Source organism: Spiroplasma endosymbiont of Thecophora atra (assembly GCF_964019735.1).
Taxonomy (GTDB): domain Bacteria; phylum Bacillota_I; class Bacilli_A; order Mycoplasmatales; family VBWQ01; genus Spiroplasma_E; species Spiroplasma_E ixodetis_A.
The window spans coordinates 1,449,287-1,475,799 of sequence record NZ_OZ026464.1; the positions used below are offsets into that span (position 1 = coordinate 1,449,287).

30 protein-coding genes and 2 pseudogenes are annotated in these 26,513 nt (G+C 23.3%); 20 read left to right on the top strand and 12 right to left on the bottom strand.

Annotated elements, in window-relative coordinates:
* Nucleotides 1–28: 28 nt before the first annotated feature.
* A pseudogene (locus AACL05_RS08765) lies at nt 29–2,556 on the top strand (vitamin B12-dependent ribonucleotide reductase).
* Nucleotides 2,557–2,608: 52 nt separating this feature from the next.
* Here the strand turns inward: AACL05_RS08765 and AACL05_RS08345 are convergent.
* A complete protein-coding gene (locus tag AACL05_RS08345; RefSeq protein ID WP_338961421.1) occupies nt 2,609–2,950 on the bottom strand; it encodes a hypothetical protein in 342 nt (113 codons plus the stop codon).
* A gap of 285 nt (nt 2,951–3,235) precedes the next feature.
* Nucleotides 3,236–4,045 (bottom strand): hypothetical protein, encoded by an 810-nt coding sequence (locus tag AACL05_RS08350; protein WP_338961423.1) that lies wholly within the window; start codon nt 4,043–4,045, stop codon nt 3,236–3,238.
* A gap of 211 nt (nt 4,046–4,256) precedes the next feature.
* Between AACL05_RS08350 and AACL05_RS08770 the strand changes: the two are divergent.
* Nucleotides 4,257–5,506, top strand: a pseudogene (locus tag AACL05_RS08770) (ISNCY family transposase).
* A gap of 152 nt (nt 5,507–5,658) precedes the next feature.
* Here the strand turns inward: AACL05_RS08770 and AACL05_RS08365 are convergent.
* On the bottom strand, nt 5,659–6,078 hold the full coding sequence (locus AACL05_RS08365; RefSeq protein ID WP_338961431.1) for a hypothetical protein: 420 nt from the start codon (nt 6,076–6,078) through the stop codon (nt 5,659–5,661).
* A 468-nt stretch (nt 6,079–6,546) separates the two neighbouring features.
* Between AACL05_RS08365 and AACL05_RS08370 the strand changes: the two genes are divergently transcribed.
* On the top strand, nt 6,547–7,527 hold the full coding sequence (locus tag AACL05_RS08370; protein WP_338961432.1) for an SGNH/GDSL hydrolase family protein: 981 nt from the start codon (nt 6,547–6,549) through the stop codon (nt 7,525–7,527).
* A gap of 111 nt (nt 7,528–7,638) precedes the next feature.
* Nucleotides 7,639–8,160, top strand: a complete 522-nt coding sequence (locus AACL05_RS08375; protein WP_174481292.1) for a ferritin-like domain-containing protein — start codon at nt 7,639–7,641, stop codon at nt 8,158–8,160.
* An 848-nt stretch (nt 8,161–9,008) separates the two neighbouring features.
* Here AACL05_RS08375 and AACL05_RS08380 read toward each other — a convergent pair.
* The 9 genes from AACL05_RS08380 to AACL05_RS08420 all read right to left on the bottom strand — a co-directional run bounded on the left by AACL05_RS08380 (nt 9,009) and on the right by AACL05_RS08420 (nt 16,545).
* Nucleotides 9,009–9,674 (bottom strand): rolling circle replication-associated protein, encoded by a 666-nt coding sequence (locus tag AACL05_RS08380; protein WP_422397374.1) that lies wholly within the window; start codon nt 9,672–9,674, stop codon nt 9,009–9,011.
* Nucleotides 9,659–9,949 (bottom strand): hypothetical protein, encoded by a 291-nt coding sequence (locus AACL05_RS08385; protein WP_338961439.1) that lies wholly within the window; start codon nt 9,947–9,949, stop codon nt 9,659–9,661. The genes AACL05_RS08380 and AACL05_RS08385 overlap by 16 nt, the downstream gene beginning before the upstream one ends.
* 122 nt (nt 9,950–10,071) lie before the next feature.
* Nucleotides 10,072–10,494: a hypothetical protein gene (locus AACL05_RS08390; RefSeq protein ID WP_338961441.1), complete on the bottom strand. Its 423-nt coding sequence runs from the start codon at nt 10,492–10,494 to the stop codon at nt 10,072–10,074.
* 98 nt (nt 10,495–10,592) lie between these two features.
* Complete coding sequence (locus AACL05_RS08395; protein ID WP_338961443.1) at nt 10,593–11,081, bottom strand: glycosyltransferase; 489 nt, start codon at nt 11,079–11,081, stop codon at nt 10,593–10,595.
* A gap of 21 nt (nt 11,082–11,102) precedes the next feature.
* On the bottom strand, nt 11,103–12,686 hold the full coding sequence (gene metG / locus AACL05_RS08400) for a methionine--tRNA ligase (RefSeq protein ID WP_338961445.1): 1,584 nt from the start codon (nt 12,684–12,686) through the stop codon (nt 11,103–11,105).
* Nucleotides 12,687–12,786: 100 nt separating this feature from the next.
* On the bottom strand, nt 12,787–13,323 hold the full coding sequence (locus AACL05_RS08405) for a hypothetical protein (RefSeq protein ID WP_338961447.1): 537 nt from the start codon (nt 13,321–13,323) through the stop codon (nt 12,787–12,789).
* Nucleotides 13,324–13,351: 28 nt separating this feature from the next.
* Nucleotides 13,352–13,540: a hypothetical protein gene (locus tag AACL05_RS08410; RefSeq protein ID WP_338961449.1), complete on the bottom strand. Its 189-nt coding sequence runs from the start codon at nt 13,538–13,540 to the stop codon at nt 13,352–13,354.
* Nucleotides 13,541–13,678: 138 nt separating this feature from the next.
* Nucleotides 13,679–14,980: an adenylosuccinate lyase gene (gene purB, locus AACL05_RS08415; RefSeq protein WP_338961450.1), complete on the bottom strand. Its 1,302-nt coding sequence runs from the start codon at nt 14,978–14,980 to the stop codon at nt 13,679–13,681.
* A gap of 2 nt (nt 14,981–14,982) precedes the next feature.
* The gene (locus AACL05_RS08420; RefSeq protein WP_338961451.1) at nt 14,983–16,545 is read right to left on the bottom strand and encodes an adenylosuccinate synthase; all 1,563 of its coding nucleotides are present in this window, start codon (nt 16,543–16,545) and stop codon (nt 14,983–14,985) included.
* A 118-nt stretch (nt 16,546–16,663) separates the two neighbouring features.
* Between AACL05_RS08420 and AACL05_RS08425 the strand changes: the two genes are divergently transcribed.
* The 16 genes from AACL05_RS08425 (at nt 16,664) to AACL05_RS08500 (ending at nt 26,513) form a co-directional block, all read left to right on the top strand.
* Nucleotides 16,664–16,921, top strand: a complete 258-nt coding sequence (locus AACL05_RS08425) for a hypothetical protein (RefSeq protein ID WP_252320612.1) — start codon at nt 16,664–16,666, stop codon at nt 16,919–16,921.
* 772 nt (nt 16,922–17,693) lie between these two features.
* Nucleotides 17,694–18,014, top strand: a complete 321-nt coding sequence (locus tag AACL05_RS08430; RefSeq protein WP_338962897.1) for a hypothetical protein — start codon at nt 17,694–17,696, stop codon at nt 18,012–18,014.
* A 333-nt stretch (nt 18,015–18,347) separates the two neighbouring features.
* Nucleotides 18,348–18,698 (top strand): hypothetical protein, encoded by a 351-nt coding sequence (locus tag AACL05_RS08435; RefSeq protein WP_338962892.1) that lies wholly within the window; start codon nt 18,348–18,350, stop codon nt 18,696–18,698.
* Between the two features lie 2 nt (nt 18,699–18,700).
* A complete protein-coding gene (locus AACL05_RS08440) occupies nt 18,701–19,165 on the top strand; it encodes a hypothetical protein (RefSeq protein WP_338962889.1) in 465 nt (154 codons plus the stop codon).
* A 2-nt stretch (nt 19,166–19,167) separates the two neighbouring features.
* Nucleotides 19,168–19,461, top strand: coding sequence for a hypothetical protein (locus tag AACL05_RS08445; protein ID WP_338962887.1), 294 nt, complete (start codon nt 19,168–19,170; stop codon nt 19,459–19,461).
* A gap of 3 nt (nt 19,462–19,464) precedes the next feature.
* Nucleotides 19,465–19,626 (top strand): hypothetical protein, encoded by a 162-nt coding sequence (locus tag AACL05_RS08450; protein WP_338962885.1) that lies wholly within the window; start codon nt 19,465–19,467, stop codon nt 19,624–19,626.
* The gene (locus tag AACL05_RS08455) at nt 19,626–19,868 is read left to right on the top strand and encodes a hypothetical protein (RefSeq protein WP_338962882.1); all 243 of its coding nucleotides are present in this window, start codon (nt 19,626–19,628) and stop codon (nt 19,866–19,868) included. Before AACL05_RS08450 ends, AACL05_RS08455 begins: the two co-directional genes overlap by 1 nt.
* Nucleotides 19,869–19,873: 5 nt before the next feature.
* Nucleotides 19,874–20,071, top strand: a complete 198-nt coding sequence (locus AACL05_RS08460; RefSeq protein ID WP_338962880.1) for a hypothetical protein — start codon at nt 19,874–19,876, stop codon at nt 20,069–20,071.
* A 3-nt stretch (nt 20,072–20,074) separates the two neighbouring features.
* Nucleotides 20,075–20,260: a hypothetical protein gene (locus AACL05_RS08465; RefSeq protein ID WP_338961813.1), complete on the top strand. Its 186-nt coding sequence runs from the start codon at nt 20,075–20,077 to the stop codon at nt 20,258–20,260.
* Nucleotides 20,260–21,084 carry a hypothetical protein gene (locus tag AACL05_RS08470; RefSeq protein ID WP_338962877.1) on the top strand — a complete coding sequence of 275 codons (825 nt, stop codon included), beginning with the start codon at nt 20,260–20,262 and terminating at the stop codon, nt 21,082–21,084. Before AACL05_RS08465 ends, AACL05_RS08470 begins: the two co-directional genes overlap by 1 nt.
* A gap of 16 nt (nt 21,085–21,100) precedes the next feature.
* Complete coding sequence (locus AACL05_RS08475; protein ID WP_338962874.1) at nt 21,101–21,259, top strand: hypothetical protein; 159 nt, start codon at nt 21,101–21,103, stop codon at nt 21,257–21,259.
* 40 nt (nt 21,260–21,299) lie between these two features.
* Nucleotides 21,300–21,488 carry a hypothetical protein gene (locus AACL05_RS08480; protein ID WP_174480113.1) on the top strand — a complete coding sequence of 63 codons (189 nt, stop codon included), beginning with the start codon at nt 21,300–21,302 and terminating at the stop codon, nt 21,486–21,488.
* A 16-nt stretch (nt 21,489–21,504) separates the two neighbouring features.
* Nucleotides 21,505–21,879 carry a hypothetical protein gene (locus AACL05_RS08485; RefSeq protein WP_338962871.1) on the top strand — a complete coding sequence of 125 codons (375 nt, stop codon included), beginning with the start codon at nt 21,505–21,507 and terminating at the stop codon, nt 21,877–21,879.
* A gap of 18 nt (nt 21,880–21,897) precedes the next feature.
* The gene (locus AACL05_RS08490) at nt 21,898–23,079 is read left to right on the top strand and encodes a hypothetical protein (protein WP_338986003.1); all 1,182 of its coding nucleotides are present in this window, start codon (nt 21,898–21,900) and stop codon (nt 23,077–23,079) included.
* A 14-nt stretch (nt 23,080–23,093) separates the two neighbouring features.
* On the top strand, nt 23,094–24,812 hold the full coding sequence (locus AACL05_RS08495; RefSeq protein WP_338962866.1) for a hypothetical protein: 1,719 nt from the start codon (nt 23,094–23,096) through the stop codon (nt 24,810–24,812).
* A 3-nt stretch (nt 24,813–24,815) separates the two neighbouring features.
* A complete protein-coding gene (locus tag AACL05_RS08500) occupies nt 24,816–26,513 on the top strand; it encodes a hypothetical protein (protein ID WP_338962863.1) in 1,698 nt (565 codons plus the stop codon).

The window sequence follows — 26,513 nt, forward strand, 5'->3', positions numbered from 1 at the left end:
AAATTTGTAAAGGGTCAGGTGAATTTTTATGTACAGTGAAAGTTTAAAAAATAATTTAAATGAAGATATTAGTAAGCATTTTACACACTTAAAAACAATAGAAAAAGATTATAAAATTACTCATGAAGGTGTATCAAGAATGGTAATCCTTGATCGTTATGCACAAAAAGACAAAAATTTAATTACTTTAAAACGAGGTGATTTGGTAATTAGTATTATCCGTGAAGACGCTATTTTTCCAACTAGAGGAATTGGTTATGTTGTTGAAGAATTAGAAAATCAAGTTTATGCTATCAAAATTGAAGATGAATACCTAGGTTCAATTGATCCTGAACTAATAAAAATTTCTGGTAAAGCCGGTATTATCCACAAACAAAAATATGAACTTGAAAAACCACTAGAGTTATTTTATGAACAAATTGCTTATCGTGTTAGTAAATCATTAACTACAAAAGAATCACCAAAATTAAGATCTGTTTATTTATCCGAATTTTATGAGCAATTAAAATCGCTAAATATAGTACCTGCTGGAAGAGTTTTATATGGGGCTGGTAGTGATTCTGATGTTACTTTTTTTAACTGTTTCGTAATGCCTTTTATTCATGATTCACGAAGTGGAATTGCTGCCCATCGTCAAGAAGTTATGGAAATTATGTCACATGGTGGTGTTGTTGGTTCTAATGGTTCAACACTAAGACCAAAAGGTACTGTTGCTAAAACAGTTGGTGGTAAATCTTCAGGAGCTGTTTCTTGATTAAACGATTTATCTACATTAACTCATTTAGTAGAACAAGGTGGATCACGACGTGGCGCACAAATGATTATGCTAGCTGATTGACATCCAGATATTATCGAATTTATTATTTCAAAAATGCAAAATGCAAAAATTTTATTATGGTTAAAAGAAAATTCAAAATCAAGTTTAATTCGTGATGAAGCAAGTAAAAAATTAAAATTTGAAGTACTTAGTGACCAAGATCGCAATATTTTTGAATCAATCTTAAATAATGAACAACTTTTTAATGAAGAAATAATAGAAAATGCTAAAAATAAACTAGCACTTGGTGGATCTTGAGAAGTAATTAAAAGCGATTTTTTAACCGGAACTAATATTTCAGTAACAATTAGTGATGAATTTATGAATGCCGTTGCAACAAATGGTAAATGAAATTTACGTTTCCCTGACTTAGATAATTATACTATAACTCAAAAACAAGCTTATGATGAACATTGAAATAAAATTGGTGATGTTCATGATTGAGAAAAAATGGGTTACCCAATTAAAACTTATTATACAATTAATGCATCTGACTTATGAGATTTAATTAATTTCTGTGCTACATATTCAGCAGAACCTGGTATTTTTTTCATTGATAGAGCTAATGAAATGACTAATGCTCAAGCATATGGTATGCGTGTTGTTGCTACTAATCCTTGTGGTGAACAACCATTAGCACCCTATTCAGTTTGTAATTTATCAGCAATTAATTTAGCTAATTTTGTTAATAAAAAAACGAGTGAAATTCTTTACGATGAACTAAGTAAATCTGTAACAACTTGTGTTCGTATGCAAGATAATGTTATTGACAGCACTCCATACTTTTTAGAAGCAAATAAAAACAAGCACTTGGTGAACGAAGAATTGGTCTAGGAGTAATGGGTTTACATGATTTACTAATTTGAAGTAATCTAAAATACGGCTCAAAAGAAGCTAATGAAGTAGTTGATAAAATTTTTGAAACTATTACTACTAGTGCTTATCGTGCATCAATTAATATTGCTAAAGAAAAAGGAAGTTTTCCATTTTTAAAATCACGCGAAGCATTTATTAATAGTGGTTTCATGAAAACAATGCCTGAAGACATCAGAAATGATATTCTTAAATATGGTATCCGTAACTCACATTTATTAACTGTTGCTCCAACAGATTCAACCGGAACTATGGTTGGTGTATCAACAGGACTTGAACCATACTTTGCCTTTTCATATTTCCGTTCAGGAAGACTTGGCAAATTTATGGAAGTAAAAGCAAAAATTGTAAATGATTGATTACAGTATCATCCAGAATTTAAAGAAAAACCATTACCAGATATTTTTGTTTCAGCAATGCAATTAACACCTGAAGATCATGCTAATGTACAATGTATTATTCAGCGTTGAGTTGATTCTTCAATTTCAAAAACTGTTAATGCTCCAAAAGGTTACACTGTTAAAAAAGTAGAACAAATATATTACAAATTATATAAAGATGGAGCAAAAGGTGGAACTGTTTATGTTGATGTAAGTAGAGATAGTCAAGTCTTATCTTTATCCGATGATGATAATCAAATGCAAGAGCAAGTTAACTTAAGTGATCTTGGTCTAACTGAAACTTTTGCCGAAAGTATTAATGAAACAAAACCAATTAAACCAGGATGACGTAATGATCGTCAAGATCGTAAAATTGGTACTGATTTAGGTGACTTATGTACAATGTGTAAAGAAGGAGTCCTTGTCTTTAGCGCTGGTTGTTATACTTGCAATAATTGTGGTATTCAATCTAAATGCGGATTATAAAAATAAAAAACTACTTAAAATTAATTAAGTAGTTTTTTATTTTTGTATTTATTTATATTTTAGATGTTTGATAATTACTAGTTACATTCTGTTGTACTAAAGATGCTACTGAATGCAATTTATTTACTTCTTCACCTATATTTTTTCCTCAATCTTGAAGTTTTGTTTCAGATTTAAATGATTGATCATCTTCAAAAAATTTTTTTCTACACTCTTCATTGTACAATTTATGTTTTCTTAAAATATCAGATAAATTTTCTTCTCTTAATTCACTGTCAGATTCTATTGTTATAATATTTTCTTCTTGCAAATTTACTTCTTCTACAATACTTTCTAGTCTTTTCAATAATTTTTCTAGTTTTTTTTGTCTTTTTGATTTGGTTATATTTTTCATCAATACTTGGTTTAAATTAAAGAAGTGCACCTTTAAAAACTAGCAATACACCAATAGGTACGCCCCCACAATTATACCAATAGGTCCTCCCGCAACTCCAATTAAAGCACCAAATAAAGCACCTCCAATCATAGGAACACCACCTTTTATAACCACAATTCCTAATAACTCTAAATTTTTACAAATATCAGGATGTTTTTTTGATTTTTATTTCAAAATTCTTTTAATTCATTATTTATTTTTTCTATAGTTTCTTTCATCTTTTATTCTCTTTCCATTTTTTGACTACAAAGATGGTTTAAATTTATTTTCTAAAGATAAATTTTGTAATCTTGTTGAATCTTCATCTAAATTTATATCTTGTCAACCATCAGTTTTTATGTTTTCTCTTTCTAAAAATAATTTGTCTCTTGACACGTCTTTATATAAGGTTGTAACTATATCTAATAATGCATCATAACATTTTTTATCACCAATCTTTAATTCTTTAATAGTTTTTTTAAAATTACTTGCATATTCCTCATATTCTTTTAATATAAGTTTCTTATTACTTTTATCTTGAAAATAATTATCTAAAATAATTTTTCATATTTTATTTTCAATATCTCGTATTTCTCTATCTTCTTTTGATAAGAAATTATTTTTCTCATTTTTACTTTTTTCTTCTAATATTTTACATCTTTGTAACTCTAAATCTTTTACTTCTTCTTTTTTATCATCTATAAGTAAATGTAAACAAGCAATTTTTTTATTAAGTCTTGTTTTTTCATTTTTTAAATCTTCAATTTCTTTTTCATTCTTATTTTTCTTTATTTTTTCTTTATTTTTTGCTTCAATTTTTTCTATTTTTGCTTCAATTTTTTCTATTTTTTTTAATTTTATTTTTATTTTTTTTTCTGCTTTTTCAATTTCTTCAAGTTTTTCATCTTCATCAAAAAACATATATTTAAAAAATATATCTTTGCTGTGTAACTTCATATATTCTGAATTTCTTAATTTTTCTTTTTCAAGTTTTTGTTCAAAAAGAAAAACTCACTCTTCTACTATTTTCGAATTAACTAAATTTTCAATTGCTACTGCTATATTTCTACTCATTTTTCCTATTCCCTTTCAATATTTTATAAAAAACCCATTTACTTTAAAAATAAAGTAAATGGGTAAAAAACTAATCTTTTGATTTAAAATTAACACATTTTATTTTTTTTACAATAAAATTATTCTTAATGTCATTATTTAGTGATAATTTCCTATTAGTTATCGAGTAAAAATTTTCCAAAAGTGAAGTTAAATATACTTGGTGATAAATATGGAAAGAAGTATGACTATGAAAGAAAAATATAAATACAAAATTATAAATGATATTATTATTAATAAATTATCTAAACATCAAGCCAAGAATAAACTTAATCTAACTATTAGAAGAATTAACCAATTAATTCAAATTTTTAATAGAGAAGGTAAAGTTGATTTTATTCATAAATCTCGTAATAAAATTTCTAATAAGGCAACAAATTTTGAAATCAAAATTAAGATTATAAACTTGTATAAAACAAAATATTATAATTTTAATTTTCAACATTTTCATGAGAAATTAATTAATGAAGAAAAAATTAAGATTTCATATAACACACTTTATACTATATTAATTAAAGAAAAAATTACTTCACCAAAAAGACATAAAAATAAAAAAAATAACTTACATCCAACAAGAAATCGAAGAACAAATTTTGGTGAATTAATTCAAATGGACGCCAGTAATCATCATTGATTTGGTAACGATAAACCAAAATAATTTTTACATGCTGCAATTGATGATGCTACAGGAAATATTGTTGGACTATGATTTGATCATCAAGAAACATTAGATGGTTATTATAATATTTTTTATCAAATTTTAACTAATTATGGAATACCAAAAACATTTTATACCGATAATAGAACAGTTTTTGGATATAAGAAAAAAGTTGATGCAGGAAAAATAAATACAGAAAATGACACTTATACTCAATTTCAAAAGTCCTGTAATGATTTAGATGTTGTGAAATAATCAGAACTTCAATTCCGCAAGCTAAAGGTCGCGTTGAACGCTTATTTGGAACACTTCAAAGTCGTTTAATTAGTGAATTACGACTTAATAAAATTAGAAATTTAGAAGAAGCTAACAAATTTCTTAAAACATACATAAGTACTTTTAATAAACAATTTGCCTTTCCTATTGATGATACTAAATCTGCTATGGTTAAAGCTCCTACACAGGAAGAAATCAATATTTATCTTTCAAGATTTTCTAAAAGAAAAACAGATAGTGGTTCAACCATAACATATTATGGTAAAAAGTATTTTCCTTATAAAAATAACAAAGTTCAATACATACAACCTAGAACTGATGTAATTGTACTTAAATCATTTATTAATGAATTATATCTTAGTTACAATAATCAAATGTATGAACTAAAAGAAATAGCACAAAAACCAATTATAAAAGAAAATTTAATAAAAACTAAAAAAGTTTATATACCCAATAAAAATCATCCTTGAAGATATGGATATCAATAATTCTTAATTAAAATTAAAAATCTATTTTATAAGATATTTAATTTTATAAATACTAAACCATATAAAATTTTAAAACGTTTGCGTATGAGCAAATTTGGTGTTCTAAAATTGATTTTAAATATAAAAGAAATTGTAATTGCAATCTCTCGTTTTTACATTTGTGGTAAGTTTGATTTAGTCGGATTTATTAATAAATTATTTAAAGTTACATTATTAATTTTATTAACATCTATATTTATTTCACTATTTGATTTTCTTATATATAATTCTTTTACTTTTTTAATATTTCCAAAAAGTTCTTTTGATATTTTTATAAAAAAATCATTTTTTTCTTTAATTATTTTATTTTTATCAATTTTTCCAAAAGTAAATATTTTCAATATTGAATAACTAATTTTTTTAAATTTGCTAATCTTTTGTTTTTTTAAATTTTCATTAATATCAACAATAGTAGTTTGAGCTAAATTAACTCTATTACTAATAATTTCTGGAGTAAATTGATTTTTATCAATAATTATTTTTTTCAATTCTCTATTAATTCATTCATATTCTTCTTGTAAATTTTTATTCATTTTTTCATCCTTTCAAAATAAAAACTCATTTACTTTGAAATTAAAGCAATGAGTTAAAAACTTATATTAAACTTAATTAAATTATACAAAAAAAGTTCGCAAATCAAAATTTAAAGCTAAATTTTTAACGTTTATTTAGAATTCGTGTTTATATTTATTTAACACTATAACTTTCCAAAATAATTTATTTTTTTATAAATATTTTTGGGAAATTTTCACTCGATATTGACATAAAATTATTCTTAAAAACTGCATTAAATTTAATAAATAATTAAATTTATATAATCATTTTTTAAAATCAATTTTTATTTTTGTAATAAAACATTATTTACTGATTACTACTAATATGGTAATATGAAGGTAATAACTTACTATTAAGTTAAGTTATTAATTTTTAAAAGAGAATATAGTTTTCTTTTAAAAATTACCTTCATATTTAAATTTTTAATGAGAAAAGGAATTTATCAAATGAAAACATTTTTAATAAACATCACTCTGACAACAATAACTTTAACTGCTGGAAATGAAATGATAGCAAAACATTTTAATGAACAAATAAGTGTTAAATCACAATTATATGTCCTTGGCGACAGCTTATCAGATAATGGTAATTTAGCTAATATTTTTACTTATGATACTTGAAATATAGATAAAGTTAAATTTCAAGAACCTTTTTATCATAATTCATTTACTAATGGCGATGTTGCTGCTAGTATTTTAGCGAAAAAACTAGGAACAGAACTATTACCAGCTTGATATCAAAAAGGTAATAACTATGCTGTAGGTGGAGCACAAGCCGGACAAAATCATAGTTGAGAATATCAATTATTCTTAAATCATTATTCTATTGACCACCAAGCTAATCAATTATTAAAAGATCATAAAATACAAAAAAATGATGATATTTTTATTGAAATAAGTGGTAATGATCTGCTTTCTGCTATGGATGAAAATTCAACAGCAAAACAAGAGTCAATTATTAATAATGCAATAACAACTGAGTTTGAAACTGTTGATACATTAATTAATGCTGGTGCTCAAAATTTAATAATTGCCAATGTGCCTAACATTAGTAATATTCCAAAATATGTTAATGAAAAACAATCTGTTAAAGAAGTAGCAAACCACTTATCAAATGAATATAATAACAAATGAAATGATAAAATTACTGAATTAATAAAAAATAATTCTGATATTAATATCAGACCGTTTGACTTAGAAACTAATTTTAGTAATTTATTATCTGAAGCACAAGAAATAGGAAAAAATATTACTAATGAATCAATAAAATGATCAATTCCCGGTTTAGCTTTAAATTTAAATCCAAAATATATTGATGGAACAACTCCAGAAACTATTAATAATAATTTTTTCTTTGATTATGTTCATCCAAATAAATGAGCACATGATCAAATTAGTCTTGAACTATTCACTGAACTTACTTCATAAAAAATGCAACAGAAACAATTAATTAACAATATTTTTATTCTTAATTTATTTTAATATATATAGTATTAAAGTAGTATAATATATATAAAGCCAAGAAAGAAGGTGTATTTAATGATTAAAAAGATTAACGATGATCTAAATGATTATATTAGTGAACATCTAAAATATCAAATGCTTAGTTTTAAATTAAGTAATGATGCAAATCAAAAAGGATATCCTGGGTTTGCGCGCTTCTTCCAAGTAGAAGCAGCTGATGCTGTTGTTCATATTCGTAAAATTTGTAACTATTTAATGGATCAAGATGCTCAAGTTGAAATTAAAGACATTAAAGTTCCAACTTTTACTACAAAAAACATTGAAGAAGCATTAAAAAAATTAAAATCTACTAAAGAAGAATTACTTGATTTTACTAATAAACTTGTTAAAAGTGCTCGTGAAAATAATGATAATTTAACTGCGAAATTTTATGACTGATTCTTAATTGATTTCTATGAAGAAATTGCTTATGAAAAAGACTTATTGGATTGAATTGCAATGTCTAATAGTAACCTTTATAAAATTGACAAACGTTTACTAAAAACTGAAGAGCCAGATACTTTAAAAGTTATTGTTCCATTTTATGAACCCGAATAAATTTCATATTTAACTCTTAATTTTCACCAAAAATGTATAAAAAAATTATACATTTTTTATTTTTTTATAAAAATTTTGTTGTATTTTTTTGATTTTCTTCTGCTTGATAGTTTAAACTGTATTCTCTTTTTTTACCTTCAATATTTATTTCATCTTTACTTTTATTACTTCATTCAATAACTTTTAACTTATTTTCTCCTAAATCAGTTTTAATATTAATTATTACTCATCAAGTTCCTAGGGGCGTTGCCCCTAGTTGCTTCGCAACCTACCCCGGTGGGGTAAACCCCCCCCACGGCCAACCAACCAAGGTTCTGGTTGGCACCGACCATTAATATTAATTTATTACCCACTCTTTTTTTATTAATTTATTTAAAAATAAAAAAATTCCCAGTCGAATAGGAAAAAGAATAAATTACCCTAAATACTTAACCTGAATTTTAATTTAACCGAACCGAGGTATGCCTCTCTTTCTTTTAAAAAAAATCATAATAAATATATATAAATACATTACGTAAAAATATTAAATTGTCTTTAATAAAAAACTATTATGTTCAAACAACTTGTGATAATTAAAAAATAAAAAAAAGTAAATATTTAATTATCCTTCGACTGAAATTGTTTAAACAATTGTAATAGTTAAATATTTACTCTTAATAACCTTTTACTACTATTAATTCGTTACATTAACGCAATTATTAAGCAAATAAATATCTACATACATAATAACATAAAAAATAAAAAAACAAATAAAAAAAACGTAATTATACTTTCAGTCGAATAAAAGCATAATTACAAATAACATTATATATATATATATATATATATACAAGTATTATAATTAAAATTTAATTTAACTTTTTATTACCAAAAATTATTTTTTCAACTTTATTACCAAAAACTTTTTCTGTCCAAGTCAAAACATCTTTATCTTTATGAATTAAATAGCCAATTTCACTAGTTCGTAAATAGTATTTATGCGATAAAGCACTTAAATATAAATAACGTTCATAATCTTCATAATCCTTAAAATAATCATTTACAACAGTACTTTCAATAATACCACCAGTTAAAACAGTATTACCATCACTATCTTTTGGAGTTTTAAAATAAAACACATTTGTAGCATTAAAACTTGCTTTAATTATATCTTGAATTGTTATTTTCTTAATACCACGAATTACAATAGGATTTTTACAATTACGACTAAAAGCATATGCTTTAATGCCTACATCCGCTTGATTTAAAGACTTAACATCATCAAATGCTTTTGTAACATATTTTCCTAAATATTTAATAACAAATTCATTAGTTCCTTTTTTAACTACTTTTAAATCACTAAAACCATGAGTTCATCATTCTAATAACATACTTTTATGTATTTTTCTATTAAAAACTATATGAAAATGAACTGCTCCACGAGATTGATATTCATAAACATAAAAATACTTTAATTCACCTAAATATTTTAAACGTTTAGGGTCATTTCATCATTTTTTTAATTTAATAAAAATAAGCCAATATCTTTTTTAGCCTTTTTAATATCTTGCATATTATCTTTATAGGTTAAAGTAACAAAACTCATTATTTTACTATCATAAAAATTATGTAATGCTTTTTGAATTAAATTATTTTTTGCACGAACAGTACTATTTCTCAATTTTTGTTTATTACCAACATAACATTTACCTTTTTTATTTCCAATATTACTCAAAAATGAAATAGGCAACACTATATTTTTCACATAACAAGCATAAAAAACCTTTTTAATATAAAAATCTTGTTTCATAACAAAAAAACTACCTTTCGACTGAAGCATAAATGCTTAAATAGTTAATTATTAATTAATACAAAAATATAATAACACATAATTATATAAAATATAACTATAAACAAAATAAAAGAAAAACGTTACTTAATTATATACTCATTATAAATCTCTTTAAGTTTTTGAAAATGCTTTTGAAATAAAAATTTATTTTTTTCACTATAATTACCTTCAAATGTAATCATTATTGAAATGTTTTCTATTATTTTTATTTGTTTTACATACTCTTCTGATATTTTTTGTAATCTTCTTTGTTTATTATATTCGGTTTCATTTATTTCATTTCAATTATTGGAACCGTGTTGATAACCAATATCGAAAGAAGAAAATAATTCTGATGGAAATGCCATTTTTCTAAAAGTCTTTAATGAAAAATATAAATTATTTTTCATTGAATAAAAATCTACTCCTATATACTGACTATTAGCATCATATAATATTTCTTTTTCTTCTTCTTTAAAATTATTTTCAATTATATAATTAACAATTTTTTGAATTTTTACCAATTCTCCTACATCATATGTTGGATTATTTTTTTGATCTAATTCTTCTCTTAATTCATTTATTACCTTACTAATAATTTTAGAATGTTTTGTAACAACAATTACATCATAAAAATCTGTATCAAAATATAATTTATAATTATCATTTTTTTAATTTTAATATTTAATAAAATACCATAACAAGCATAAAGAAATCTAGGGAGTGAACGTTTTAATTCAACATCACCATCTAAATAAATGCCTCCATATTGGCTTAATATAACAATTCTTATAAAATCTGATGCTGATTTTAGTTTTTCTTTAATTGCTAATCTATTATTTTTAAATATTTGTTCAAATATTACTACATCATTATTTTCTAAATTTTCTATTTCTTTTAAACTAATAATTTTAATATTATTAAGTAACTTATGTTGTTGTTTTTCATTTTCAGTAATTTCCCTATTTTTTTCATTTTTAGAAATTCATAAAATAACTTCACGTTCATGTTGATGTAATAAAGCCGCATAAATTATATTATTTCTTACAGTAATTGGTATTTCTCCAATTCATACAAAATGAATTGGATATTTATTATCTATAACTGTCATTTTTTTAATAACTCTTATATTTTATTTAAATGCATTGTTTAAAAATGATAATTCATCTTCGATATTTAATCTTGGAAATAATAACTCTTTTTTATTAACAGATTTATTAAAAACTTCATTCAAGTTAATATTGACTATTGGTTTAGTAATTTTTAAGACACCTAATTGTTCATGAATTTTTAATGAACTATTAACCAAAATTGGACTTAATAAAGCACTACTAATAATTAAAATATTTGCTAATAAATTTAAAATATTATGTAATTCAATAGTTTTATTATTTTTATGTAAATCTCATGGTTTTGTTAAATCAATTAATTTATTACCACTAGTTATTAATTTAAAAACGACATTAATTGCTTCATGAATTTGATACTCATCCATTTCAATATTAAAATCATTAATAGTACTTTTAATAATTTTAATTATTTCTATTGCTTCTGATTGTAACTTATTTAAATTAACTTTGGGAATTTTACCATCACAATATTTAATGATCATTGTAACTGTTCGCGAAAGCAAATTACCTAAATCATTAACAAGATAAGAGTTATAACAATTTAAAAATAATTCATGACTATATTTTGCATCATGACCAATAATAATTTCTTTCATTAAAAAAAACCGTAATCCATCTGCACCATAACGATTTACTAATACTAAAGGATCAATAACATTACCTTTTGATTTTGACATTTTTCCTTCTTCATTAGTAATTCAACCGTGGGCCAAAATTCGATTTGGTTGTCTCAAGTTTAATGCCATTAATAAAATTGGCCAATAAATCATATGAAAACGACTAATTTCTTTACCAACTAAATTCACAATTTCACAATTTGAATCTAGTCAAAATTTTTTAAAATTAATGTCATCATCTTGTAAATAACCTAATCCTGTTAAATAATTACTTAATGCATCAATTCAAACATAAATAACATGTTTTGGATTTTCTAATACTGGTACCCCTCAAGTAAAACTCGTTCTAGTAACACTTAAATTTTCTAAGCCTGGCGTAATAAAATTATTAATCATTTCCGTTTTACGATTAAGTGGTCATAAAAATAATGGGTATTCATCATAATATTTTAATAATTGTTTAGTATATTTTTCCAATTTTAAAAAATATGATGGTTCTGATAAAGTAGTAATATTACCTTGACATATTTTACATGTATTATTAGTTTTATTAATTTGGCTATCTGTCAAAAATTCTTCACAAGAAATACAATATGAGCCTTCATATTTTCCCAAATAAATATCATTTTGTTTTAATAATTTCCTGAATATTTTCTGAACACTTAAAATATGATTTTTATCAGTTGTTCTAATAAATTTATCATAATCAATATTTAAGTTTTTTCATAAATTCTTAAACCCAACAACAATATCATCAACAAATTTTTGTGGAGTTTGTTTATTTTCATCCGCCTTTTTAGCAATTTTTTGACCATGTTCATCACTTCCAGTTAAAAAGAATACTTCATAACCTTGCATTTTCTTATAGCGAGCTAAAACATCAGCAATAATTGTTGTATAAGCATGTCCTAAGTGTAACTTAGCACTAGGATAATAAATAGGGGTAGTAATATAAAATTTTTTTGTCATTATTTGCTCCTAAATTTAATAATTATAATTTTACATTAAAATAGTATTATTTATTGTAATACTTATTTAAATTAATAATATTTTATTAATCTTTATTTTTTTATAAAATGAAACATTTTTGTTGATATTGATTTTTATTAAAACCATTATCAGAGTTAACAGCATCTATATCAACATTTAAGTAAAACTGATAATCACTATTTACGTGTGAAAGAATACTACTTTTTTCATTATCATAATTATTTACTGGTAAATACTGATTACCATTACTCATTAATGGTTGATTTTGTAATTTTCTTGAAATTGCAAAATCATATCAATCTCTCAAAAGATCATTTTTTTCTCATTGTCTTCTTTTTTCTTTTTCTATTTTTTCTAAAATATTATTAAGTTTTAAAATTTTTAATCCAACCTTTTTCAATTCTTCTTTTTGATTACTTATATTAACTTTTTCACATACTATTTTGTTAATTCGTTTTTTTTCAAAATTATAATAACCAAAAGTTAAAAACTTAACTAATTTATTCTTAAATTTAAAAATTTTACTTGTTTTTTGTTTTTCGAAAATTTCTAACTTTTTAATACTATTTATATTATAAGAAAGAAATATAGATTGTTTTTTAATATATGACTGCAATGTTTTTTCACATTTATATTTCTTATTACTAATATAATATTATTTTTATTTTATTAATTTTCTTTTTTAATAAATTAATATCTAATTCTCCATTATCTTTTAAGTATCGATCATCTAAAACATCATAAAAATGTTCTTCATTATCATCATAGCTTGTAATAAAATTAAAATGTTGATTTATAAAAGGAAAACTATTATCGATTTTGTATTTCTTCATAATTTTCACTGCTTAAACTTATATAATCTAGTGACTAATTACAATATTTTCTTAATCTTTTATATTTATTGATTATTAGATAAAATAAAAAAAACAAATATTAATAAATTAAATGCTAATTAAATTTAATATTAAACATTATTTATCTTTAAAAACTTTTTTAAAAATATAATCAACATTTATTAAAAAAATATTATTATTACAACATTCATTTAACTGTTCACTAGTTAAATATTGATTAATATTATTCTTTATTAATACATCTTTAAAATTAATCATTTTATTTTGTGCTTCTAAAGTGCATTTTTGAATAAAATCATAAGCAATTTCACGTGTTATTTTTGGATTATTTTTAATAATAGTCAATAAAACTACTTGTGAAAAATAAAGTTCATTAGCTTTAGCAATATTATTTGCCATGGCACTAGTATTAATTACTAAATTATCTAAAATATTTGTCATTCTATTAATAATAAAATCTAATATATGATAAATATCAGGTAACATAATGCGTTCATTAGAACTATGAGAGATATCACGTTCATACCATAATAAATTATTCTCATATACTATACTATTATAACTTCGAACTAATCTTGCTAAACCACAAATATTTTCAGAACCAATTGGATTTTTTTTATGTGGCATTGAACTTGAACCTTTTTGTGAAATAGAAAATCCCTCTAAAAGTTCATTAACTTCGCTACGTTGACTCAAACGAATTTCTAAAGCTATTTTTTCAATTGTTGTAGCAATTGAACTTAATTGTGTAATTAAAAAAATCAAACGATCACGTTGTACTACCTGCGTAGCACAACTGTCAACTTCCATTTTTCATTTTTTAGCAATAAATTCACTAACTTTTGGCGAAATATGAACAAAATTACCCATAGCACCCGTAATCTTAATAACTTCAACTTGTTTTCTTGCTAATTCCAACCTTACTAACTGTCTATTTATTTCATCGTATCATAAAGCAAATTTTAATCCTAATGAAGTTGGTTCACCAAAAATACCATGACTGCGACCAATTACTAATTGATTTTTATATTTAAACGCTAACTCTTTTAATTTCAATTGTAAAGTAATTAAAGCTTTTTCAATAATTTCATTTGAAAATTTTATTTGTAGATTTTGGACACTATCAACCATATCAGTTGAAGTTAAACCATAATGAATTCAACGACTTTCAGTTTTTAAGTTAGCACTCAACATTCTAGTAAAAGCAACTACATCATGCTTAGTTTCTAATTCTAATTTATTCATTAATTCAATATCTAATTTAGCATTTTTTTTAATTAATTGAAAATCTTTAAGAGGAATTATATTTAAATGTTGTAATGATTCACAAACATCAATTTGAAAATTCATTCATAAGTTTAAACGATTTTTCATATTTCAAATATTAGTCATTGCTTTTGTTTCGTAACGTTCAATCATTTTTACTCCTTAATAAATATAGTTTGTTTACGATCTGGACCAACAGAAAATATTCTAATTGGAACACCCACCAACTCACTAATTTTTTTTAAATAATTTTTAGCATTTTCTGGTAATTCATCATAACTAGTAATATTAGTAATATCTTCATTTCAGCCAGGCATAGTAATAAAATGTGGTTGACATTTATTAAAGTTATTAATTTGAGAAGGTATGTATCTAATTATTTCGCCATTTAAAGTATAATGCGTACAAATGCTTAATGTTTCAATACCAATAAGCACGTCTAACAACATAATAACTAAACTAGTAAATCCATTAATTTGTGCACTATACTTAGCAATAACTGCATCAAATCATCCAATTCTTCTTGGTCTTTTTGAAACTGTACCATATTCATTACCAGTCATACGAATATAATCTGCTAATTTACCAAAAACTTCACTAGGAAATGCACCAGCACCAACTCTTGTACTGTATGCTTTAGTTACACCAATAATTTCGTTAATTGCTTTTAAAGAAATACCTGAACCAATAGCAATTGAACTAGCACTTGGATTAGAAGATGTTACAAAAGGATATGTACCATGATCTAAATCTAATAAAGTACCTTGTGCTCCTTCAAATAATATCTTTTTATTTCTAACTAATTGTTCATTTAAAAATTGACCAGTATCAATAATTAAATCTTTAAAGTATGGTAATAATTCTAATAAACGATTATATATTGTTTGCGCATTAAATTCTTTTTCATATCCATAAACATTTTTTAATATTTTATTTTTAATTAACAAATTATCAGTAATCAATTCTAATAGCCGATCCTTATCTAATAAATCACCCATTCGAATTCCAATCCGATTAACTTTATCAGCATAACAAGGTCCAATTCCTTTTTTAGTAGTGCCAATAGCTTTATCGCCCTTAATTTTTTCTTCATATTCATCAAATGCTAAATGATAAGGTAAAATAATATGAGCACGATCAGAAATCCGTAAATTTTGACAACTAAAACCGGCAGCTTTTAAATATTCAATTTCAGAAACTAATTTTTCTGGATTAACAACACAACCATTAGCAATAACACAATATGAATCTTTATTAAAGATACCAGAAGGAATAATACTTAATTTATATTTTTGATGATCAAAAACAATTGTATGTCCGGCATTATCACCACCACTTCAACGAACAATAACATCAGAATTTTGACTATAATAGTCAGTTATTTTACCTTTTCCTTCATCACCTCATTGACAACCAATAATAGCAGTAGTTTTAAATGGTTTTGGTTGATCAATTTTTGATATTAAAATATTTTTAGTATTAACAATTTTATTAGCAATTTTTTGATTTTCTTCTTTTATTATATGTTTTGATTTTTCAAAATCTACTTTCATCTTATTAATGATTGGCTTAACAGTGTCAGTTTTTATTGATTGCGTTTTTACTTTAGTTGCTTTTTTTACATCTTTAACTTTTGGTTTAATAGTTTTATTAAGTTGTTCAACTTTAGTTTTTGCCTTTTCTATTGTTGGTTTGATTATATTTTTTTTTGCTTTCATATTGTCTCCTTTATACTCAAAAAAAGTATTTATAAATTTATAAATTAATTATATAATTATTTAATAATGATTATCAAAATATTGTTATTAAAATAAACTAGTAAAGGAAACTTAAAAAATGAAATGAAATTTTGATAATGACAGTTTTCAAAATGATAATAATGATGATTTTGACAAACTTTGTCCTATTTGTAAGCAAAAATTACTAGAAGCAAAACTTGAAAAAATAAATGAAATAAATCAATATCAGCAAACACAAAATGATATTTTATTAATTGAAGAAATAAAAAAAGAATTAGAAAAAATTAAAAAAGAAAAAGAAACACAACTTTATGTTTACTTATGTAGAAAACATAAAAATGAAAATATTCTTTAATATTTTGGGAGCGTGTCGAAGATGTCGGTAACTAAAAAGTTTTAAAAATAGCTCCTTTCTTTTTTTACCCTTGAATTAAAAATAAATGACAAAAGACGAGAATAAAAATCTTGTCTTTTTTTGTGTAATTGTAAAATTTTAAAATTTTTATTATTAACATCCTTTAAATATCTACTACACGCAGTGACCAAGTAGGAGAAAGTTAATAATTAATAACCCTCTTTAACGCTATTATCAACACGTGTTAGGGAACTAAAAAAGTGAACTACAACACAGTTGTTAAAAATAGTAGCTAGAACATGTGGACTTGCATGGATAAATAAAAAGTGGAGTGATACCTAATAAAATATACTAACCATTAATGGTAATTCTTGGGGTGGGAGCGAATTGGAAACTAGTATATATAGACCTGTTGTAGGGACCTATTGTATTAATTCTATTCTTTATTTAACCAACCTTGCCACTCCCCAGTGAGCAAGTGTTGGTTTTATTTTTTATTTTTTTTGAAAAATTTTTTTGGGCGAGAAAATAAATTTCAAACTTGTAAAAAAAATTGAGCGGTGCCGGTTCAATTAAAATATTAATTTATTAAACATAAATTAAATAAATATTGAATCGAATGCCTCGATTTCTTTTTAAAATTTCACAATTTATTTTTGAGCCCAGAATTGCTGGAATGAATAAAACGAATAGTAGTATTATTAATAATCTAAAAATCAAAATATATGTTCTTTATGCTAGAAGCAACAGAACATATTAGGAAAGGATTATTATGCAAATAGAATTTAAAAAAGAACAAATTGTTAAAGATAGACCACAATCTATTCTTATTGATTATGGTGAATATAAATTACAATGTCCAAAATGAATGGTTAAAAATAATAGTTTTATTGCTGATGATAAATATACATATTGAGTTTTTAATTTAGAAAATATTAAAAGAGAATTAAGTGGTAATGAATTAATAAAATTATTAGAACCATATATTAAAGACCAAAAAATAACTGTTAATAAACCAACCGCTCCAAAAGAATATTATCTTAATGATATAAAACTTGAACCATTAAAATTTTATGAACAGCATAATAGTTAATTTATCGGTGAAATAACAGATAACAAAACTAAAATTACTAATCCTTGTTTTAAATATAACATTACGTGAGAAGAAAACAGAAAAGATTTTAAAATAAATAATCCATATAAACATGATGATTTACCAATTAATTATTTAGTTACTTCTTATAAGCAAATTTCAACTCATAATGAAAAAGTATTTTTGTTGAACATGTAAACAACATAAATTAGATTATTTATTCTTTAATACTAATGATATAAAAACAAGAAAAAACTTTTTAAGAGACAAAAACGGTAAAGCAATTTGTTATGACTGTATCTTAAATGTTAAGTTAAGTAGGGGGTATAAATAATGAATAAAGAAAAACCATTTGCTGTTAAAGACCAAGAAATTATTAATGAATATAAGAAAAAACGTAGTAAAGAAATAACAGAAGAACATTTAAATAATATAGAAAAATTAAGAGAAGATTTTAAAAAAGAAATTATTAATAAATATAAAGAAAAATTAAAAAAAGATTTTAAAAAAGAAGTTATTAATGAATATAAGAAAAATTTAATTTGTTCATTAAATATATTTTTAGGTCATTATATAGAACAATACAAAAAAGAAAAAGAAACATTTTATCAAAATCAATTAAAAGGTTCAGTTGATATTATTGAATTATTAATTAATAAAATAAAATCCAAAGAATTTGATTAATAATGCAATATGACTTAATTATTGGAATTGACCCTGCTGGTATTGGTAATAATGGAATTGTTATATATTCAAATGAAACTAATAATATTATTTTTAATGAAACATTCAATACATTAACTGTTTTATGAACTAAAAATATTTATAAAGAAAAATTTCAATTAATTAAAGAAAAATTTATTGATAAAAAAATATTAGTTATTGTAGAAAATTTCTTTTTAAGTTCAAAACAATTATTAACTAATCCATTAGCAACCCCTAAAATTATTGGTGCATTAATGGTATTAGTACAAGATGTTATAAATTGAGATTATCTAGAAAGTGAACCAAAAAATAAAACTAAAATAGAAAATTATAAAGGAAATATAAAATTAACAAAACATGAACAAGATGCTTATAAACATATTCAATATTATTTAAAAAATCATAAAAAAATATTAATTTTTGATAATTATTTAAGGAAATTATAAAAATGAAAGATAAAACAAATTATGTCAAATTAACAGTAAAACTTAGTAACACTATTGAAGCAAAATATTACGAAAAAGGTAATAAAGAATTATATTATAGTGTTCGTGGTCAATGAAATGGATTAAACTATGTTACTTTAATTTTTAATAAACCAAAACTTTATAGACGCTGTATTTTATTAAACAAAAACGATGAAATTATAGTAACTGGTGAAATCTTTAATACTTTAAATATTCAAAAAAATCGTGCATTTTGTTCAATTAATGTTAAATGATTTAAAAAATGAAAAGAGTAAAAAATGATATTATGAGAAATTTTATTAATAGTACCAATATTAATAACCAGCATAACACTAATAATATTTTTATTATTTATTATTAAAGAATTAAAAAATGAATATAAAGTATTAAAAATATTAAGTGAAATTGCTAATCAAATTGAAAATAAGGAGAATAATTAATGATAATATTACCTACTTTGTTTGAAAATAAAGATGAAATTGAAATATTATCACCATTTCCCAAAGCAATTCATACAAGTAATGATATTAGAGCAATTATTTTAAGACAATATCCAAATGTTAAATCAAAACACATAATTGTTTCTGACCCAGAAAGTAATGTTGCATTAATAGTTGGTGATAATGATGTTTATCAAGGTTGAATTAAAGTAACAGTTAAAAAATTAGAAATTAAAGGATAATAACCATGACTAAGCGCGAATTTTTAATTAAATGAAATGTAGACGAAAAATTATTTTTTATTGATAATGTTGAATTTTGTACAAGTGAAACATGTGTAATGTTTAATTGAAATGATAATTATTTAATGATTGATTATCATTCAAAAGAGATGAAAAAATTTATAGAACTATTAAATGATTTAAAACAAATTAAAGGAGAATAAATTATGTTAGATGAAATTTTAAAAGTAATTTTTGATAGAACAGATAAACAAGAATTAATTTATATGATAGAAAGATTAATTCTTGTTACTAAAAATCCATCAGAAACAAAAAAATGACTTATTAAAGAATTTGATAAAAATCATTATGTTTTAGAAAAATTATTGAATATGAACGGAGAAGTTAAATAATGCCAAATGAAAATACACAATCAAATTATACTTTAACTAAATTAATTAGAACTGGAATAAGTCCAATTTGTGCAATGATTGGTACAAGTGCTTATTATGGTCAAGTAATTGCAAATCCAGTATTAGGTTCAATTAATAGTTTATTATTTGGTAAAAAATTAGGTTTAGATATTTGAAATTTAAATCAAAGACCAAATACTAAAACTAAATTAATTAATAGTTCTAAAAAAATAGCATTAGGATTAGGAACAATTGGATTAGCAAATTATAGTAAATGAACAAAGAATAATATTACTCCAATTATTCCAACAACACCAATGCCAATAACTACTACAACTACAACTGAGGGTCCTCCATGATTACTATTAAATAAACAAGAAAATCAGTCATTAATGGATTGAGATACATATATTAGTTTAAATGCTTATGGTATATCAAATCTTATTAGTGGATTAACTGAGTTAATACCTAATAAATTTGAAACAATAAGAAAGATTTGTAATATGGCAACTGGTGGATGTTTAATATCAAGTGGTGTTGCTATGGGTATTAATAATGATTTTAATAATGCTTATGCAGTACCTACCATAATTGCTGGTGCAAGTGAAATAATCCATAATTTACTACCTATGGAAACAACTAATCATATTCAAGAAATGCAAGAAACATCATTTAATAATGAAACTTCAAGATTAATTAATGATAATAGATTTTCAATTAATAGTGAAACAACCAGTCAATATGGTAGTGATAATATGAGCGAAGTACCATTAAATCATGATAATGCTTCACTAAATTGAGATTATAATCACATGAATTTATAAAGGAGGTGAATAATTTATGAATAAAGAAAAATTACTTGAATATTACAATGAAAAATTAAAACAACATGAAAAAGATTTAGAAGACATACGACTGAATGAACGTTTAATTGCAAATCTTTTAATAGATGCAAAATGTATGATTGAAAGAATTATTAAAGGTGAATTTGATGAATAATCAAAAATAAACAATAAATAATCGAAAGGAAAATATTGAGATGAAAGAATTTTTACATGAATTAATAATTATTGGAACAAGTGTTGGAACATTAATTTGCAGAGAAATTATTGTTTTATTAAAAAGATTTATCACAACTCCAAAACATGTTAGAGCAAATAACAAAATTATCAAACATCAAAAAAAATTAGCAAAATTAAATGAAAAGATTAATAAAGAAAATAAATAAAAAAGTGGTGATGTAAATGTTAGAAAATGAAAATAATGTTCAACAAACAACTGAACCTTTAACTGAAAATAATGCTCAACAAGAAATAGAAAATAAAGTTAATGAAGCAGAAAATAAGTTAAATAAACTTAATCAAGAAATTAAAGAAAAAGAAATAATTAATATATTTAAAAAATATCAAGTTAAAACTGAATTTTATGATTATTTAAAATTTACAACAAGTAATATAGAAAATTCAAAAATTGAAGAAACTATTAAAAAAATGATTAAAGAACAACCAGTATTTAAAGAAATAATTAATACAGGTGGTAAACAACAAACAATAATAACAAATCAACAAAATTCAATAAAAAGTACATTATTGGATTATAAAAAAAATAATAATTTATAACAGAAAGGAAATCAAAAAATGGCAATACAATTCAATAAAAATTTAGATAATACCGAAAAATTAGTAGAAGCACCAGAGTTTATAGAATTTTATAAACAATCAAATTCACCATGAGCAAGTTTTTTTCCTATCGAAATGGTTAATTCAACAAAAATTGAATTTATAGTTAAAAAACCAAAAAATTCAGAAATTAAAGTATTAAAATGAAATGATAAAAGCAAAGGATTAGATGTTAGTTATGCTGAAACTGTTAAAATTTTAAAAGAAATTAAAGAAGAAGCGGTTGCGGGTGAAATAATTGCTAATGTTGATTTAAATGCTGAAAATGGACAAAATTTATTAAATACAATGCAATATGAAGTTGCTAATGACTTAGCAGATTATTTAGCAAATAATGATACAAATGTAATTGCAAAATATGCAACTAAAATAGACATTACTGATAAAACACCATTAGGATATTTAAAATCAATGTTAGATGCTTGAAATACTTTATTTCAACTAAGAAATAGTAATAATTGTCGTTTTTTTATTACTAATAATCTTTATGATACTATTGTTTATTTAGCCAATAACAAAGGTCTAATTACTGATAATCAAATTGCTCAACAATTAAGATTAAATGGAAATGATTTATACATCAAAGGTGTACTATGTCAAATTGTAATGGATGATTATATGACATTTACTGATAATAATGAAACTAAAATTATGTCTTTTGTTTTAGCAACACCAAGAGCAATGAAAAGATATATGTTACAAAATACAGTTGTATATGTTCAAGATATTGCTGATGGTAAAGTTGGAAGAAGATATTTAGTTGGTGGAGAAGTAACTGGTGAATCAATACCCTATATAACAGATGAAGAAACAACTTCACGCTGAATGTTATGTGCAATTGTTAATAATGATAAAAATGATTTAAAAACTAAAATTACAAGTTTAACAACTAATATTACTGCAAATGTTAATAACAATAATAGTGAATTAAATACACAAATAAAAAGTACTAATGAACTTAAATCATTAAATCCTAATTTAACAAATCCAACTATTAAATATTTTAGTGATGCACAAGGAAAAACTAATGTAAGTAATCAAAAACAAAAAGCAGGTGACTTATATATAACCATTACTGCTAATGTTAATGACTTAAATTATAAAGGAACAACAAATCCAATTAAAATAACTCTTAAATAAAGGAAATTAATATTATGCCAATCGGTACAACTAGTACAGCAATACTTTTAAACATAAATAAACCAAAACATACTAGAACAAGTAACCAACAAGAAAATAAAAGTTTTTGATGAGAAATTTTAGAAATGATTGGTGTACAAGTTATAGCAGTAGCACTTGCTCCTTTTACTGGTGGATTAAGTGAAAGTGTAGCCCTTGGATTAGGTGCAAGTGATTTAATTGCTAGTATTAGTGCTGTTGGTGTAGAATTTTTAACTGATTTTACTATTAATCAAGTTTATGATTATTTAAAAGGAAATCTAACACCATTAAATACTTTTTTTAATATATTACCAGCATTTGCTGGACTTAATAAAATTAGTCGTGGTTATCGTACAACTAAATTTATTAAGTTAGCACAAAAAACTAAAACATTAGAACAAGTTGGTATTAAAGAAGCAAAAAACTTACAAGAAATTATTAGTCAAGTAAGTGGAAAAGAAATTTTAACAGATAAAATTATTGGTAATAAACGTTATTTAATGAATTATAGTTTTACTCCTAATCGTGAAACAGTATTACGAGATTTAGGATATGTTGCTGAAAGACAATATAAGAATAATTTTCAAAAACTAGAAACAGAAAAATTAATGGAACACTTATTATTACAAAATACATTAATAAAATTAAGTCCACAATTAACTCCTAAATTTAAAATTAAAGATATTGAAAAAGCAAATAACTTTTTAAAAAAATTTAATACTGATTTAAAAGAAGTATTAAAAATGAATCAACATGATTGATTAAATTTAGTTCATACAATACATACAGAAAATAGATATGGAAAAACTTTAATTTTAGATTTACAAAAAATTCGTGCTAATGCTATTAAATTTAATTTTAAAAATAATGTTATTCATCAACTTGTTTTAAAAGCAAATCAAACTTTTAAATATTTTGATATTAGATTTTATTTAAAAAAAGGTTTAAATAAATTTTGAAAAGATACACCATATTTTGAAAAAATACGAGAAAGTATATATAAATTACAAGAAAAATTTGAAAAGTTAGAAAAACAAGTATTTGAAAAAATTCAGAAATTAAAAGAAAAAGCAACTGATTTATTTACTAGTGCAGAAAAAAGAGCAATTAAACACGCACAATTAATTCCATTAAATTCACCAGTATTTATGGGTTGTAAAATTCAACCTTTGTCATTAGATAAATGTGCAATTACTATTTATCATCGCAATCCTAAATATAAACCAATTACAGTTGTTGATAGTATTCTTAAAGCAAAAACTTTTGTTACTCAAATACATCCATTCCATTGATATCGTTGATATAGTGGTTGATACATTGGTTATGGAGTTAATCAAAATAAATGATTAAAAGCAATAGCATTTGCTCCACCAGTGGTGCAACAAGTAATTAGAGATAGTTTTAAAGTATATAGAGAAATATTTAGAACTATTAGAACTTATCATAAAGTAGTAAATGTTATTAATAATCCTATTGAAAATATTAACAAATCATTTAAAAATGTTGGTTTAAAATTTAGTGTTAATACTTTATTTGGTACTGGATTATTACATCATTTAGAAAAGTTTGCATATAGTCAAGTTGTAACAAAAAGTAAGAAAAAAATAAAAAAAGGTAAAAATAAAATACAAAAAGAAATTGAACATATAACACATAAAAAAACAAAAAAACATACTCATCATTATAAACAAGCATTTTTTAAGGAATGATAAAATATGATTAATAAACTTTGAACTGGTGTCAGTCTTGAAAATTATAATAACTGATATCCATTAACTGGAAAAATTACAGAAACACCACAGCAATACATACAAACATGACCTAATGTTAATGATTGATTTAAAACTTTTGCTATTCGTGCTCAAAATGATATTAATGCTTATCTTGGTTTTATTTTATCGAAATTTCCTTTTGATAGTTTCAAAGATGAATTAATTAAAGAAACATTAAGAGATATGGTATATGTAACCACTGAACATTGAGTTTTCAATCGTACACCGATTGAATTTAATGTTGATGCTACTATTCAGTTTAATAATGGTAGTCAATTTAGTGCAAGTAGTATTCCAACAATTAATGTATGAGATTTAGCACCAAGTAGAATGAAAATATGGGCAAGACTAACAGAATTAAAACAAATATTATCAAATTATAATGATGATGAAATAGATGTTGAAAAAATTGATTTAAAAGCATTTTATACTAGAAATCAAGTTGATGAATTAATTGAACAACAAAAAGAATTTACATTATCAAAACAAATTAAATTATATGATGATTTAGTTGATGATAATGAAAATGAAATATATAGAGGTCCTGTTAGTAAATTTATTAATAAAGGTTATGTTGCAACAGATTATGATAAAGAAACTGAAACAATGATTTTAGATTGACCTGATGAAATTGGTACATTACCACCCGAAGCACTACAAAATAATCCACAAATTGGTGATTATACACATGCACCAACTTGTGATTTTTCTGCTAAACAACAGAAAAATATTACAGCCTTAACTAATAATAAACAAAATAAATTAATTACTGGCCATGGTATTAATCTTACAGAAGATAATGTAATATCTGTAAGTTCTTATTTGGTAACACCACAAGATTTTTTAAATAATCCACAATGAGAAGAACAAAAATCAATGATTTTAACAAGAAATACATATTATCAAATTTTTTGGTCACCTAATATGTCAAACAGTCAAGGACTTAAAGGAGTATTTTTCTTTTATGGTGCAGTACCAACAGCCCATAATGTAGCTATTGATTCAGCAGGTTATTACTCAAATTCTACTAATGAAATTAAAGCTCATTTAAGTGTCCAACCTGAAAATGATGAATTAATACTATCATATTTTGATGGTAATTCTTGAATAGTAACTAATCTAGATGGAAATAAACTAGGAACTAAAATATATAAGCCTAAGACAAATAATAAAATTTATAAAATTAAAAGTAATACATTAGATATTAATTCACCAAGTGTAATTAATATAGATAAACCTATAAAAATTAATTCAAAAAGTTTAGAAACTAATGAAATAGAAGAAAATAATTGAGATATTGAATTAAAAGATATTCCTCCAAAACCAAGTCCAAGTCGTTCAAATTGAAAAGAAGTAGGAACAAGAGAAAAAAGTAAAATAGGTAATTGACAAATTACTTATGATTTTCAAGAGAATAAACATTATAGAGTTTATTATTCTTGAAGTATATATAATCCAGTTTATAATATTTTAGAATTTTTTATAACTGATAAAAAAACGATTAGTGTACCAATGCACACTTATAATGATAGTACTAATATAATAATTTTATCTCTTAATCAATCTAAATTGATTACTATTTTTACTGTAAAAGGTTCAAGAAATGGTAATGTATGAAAATTAGAAGAATTGCAGGAATAA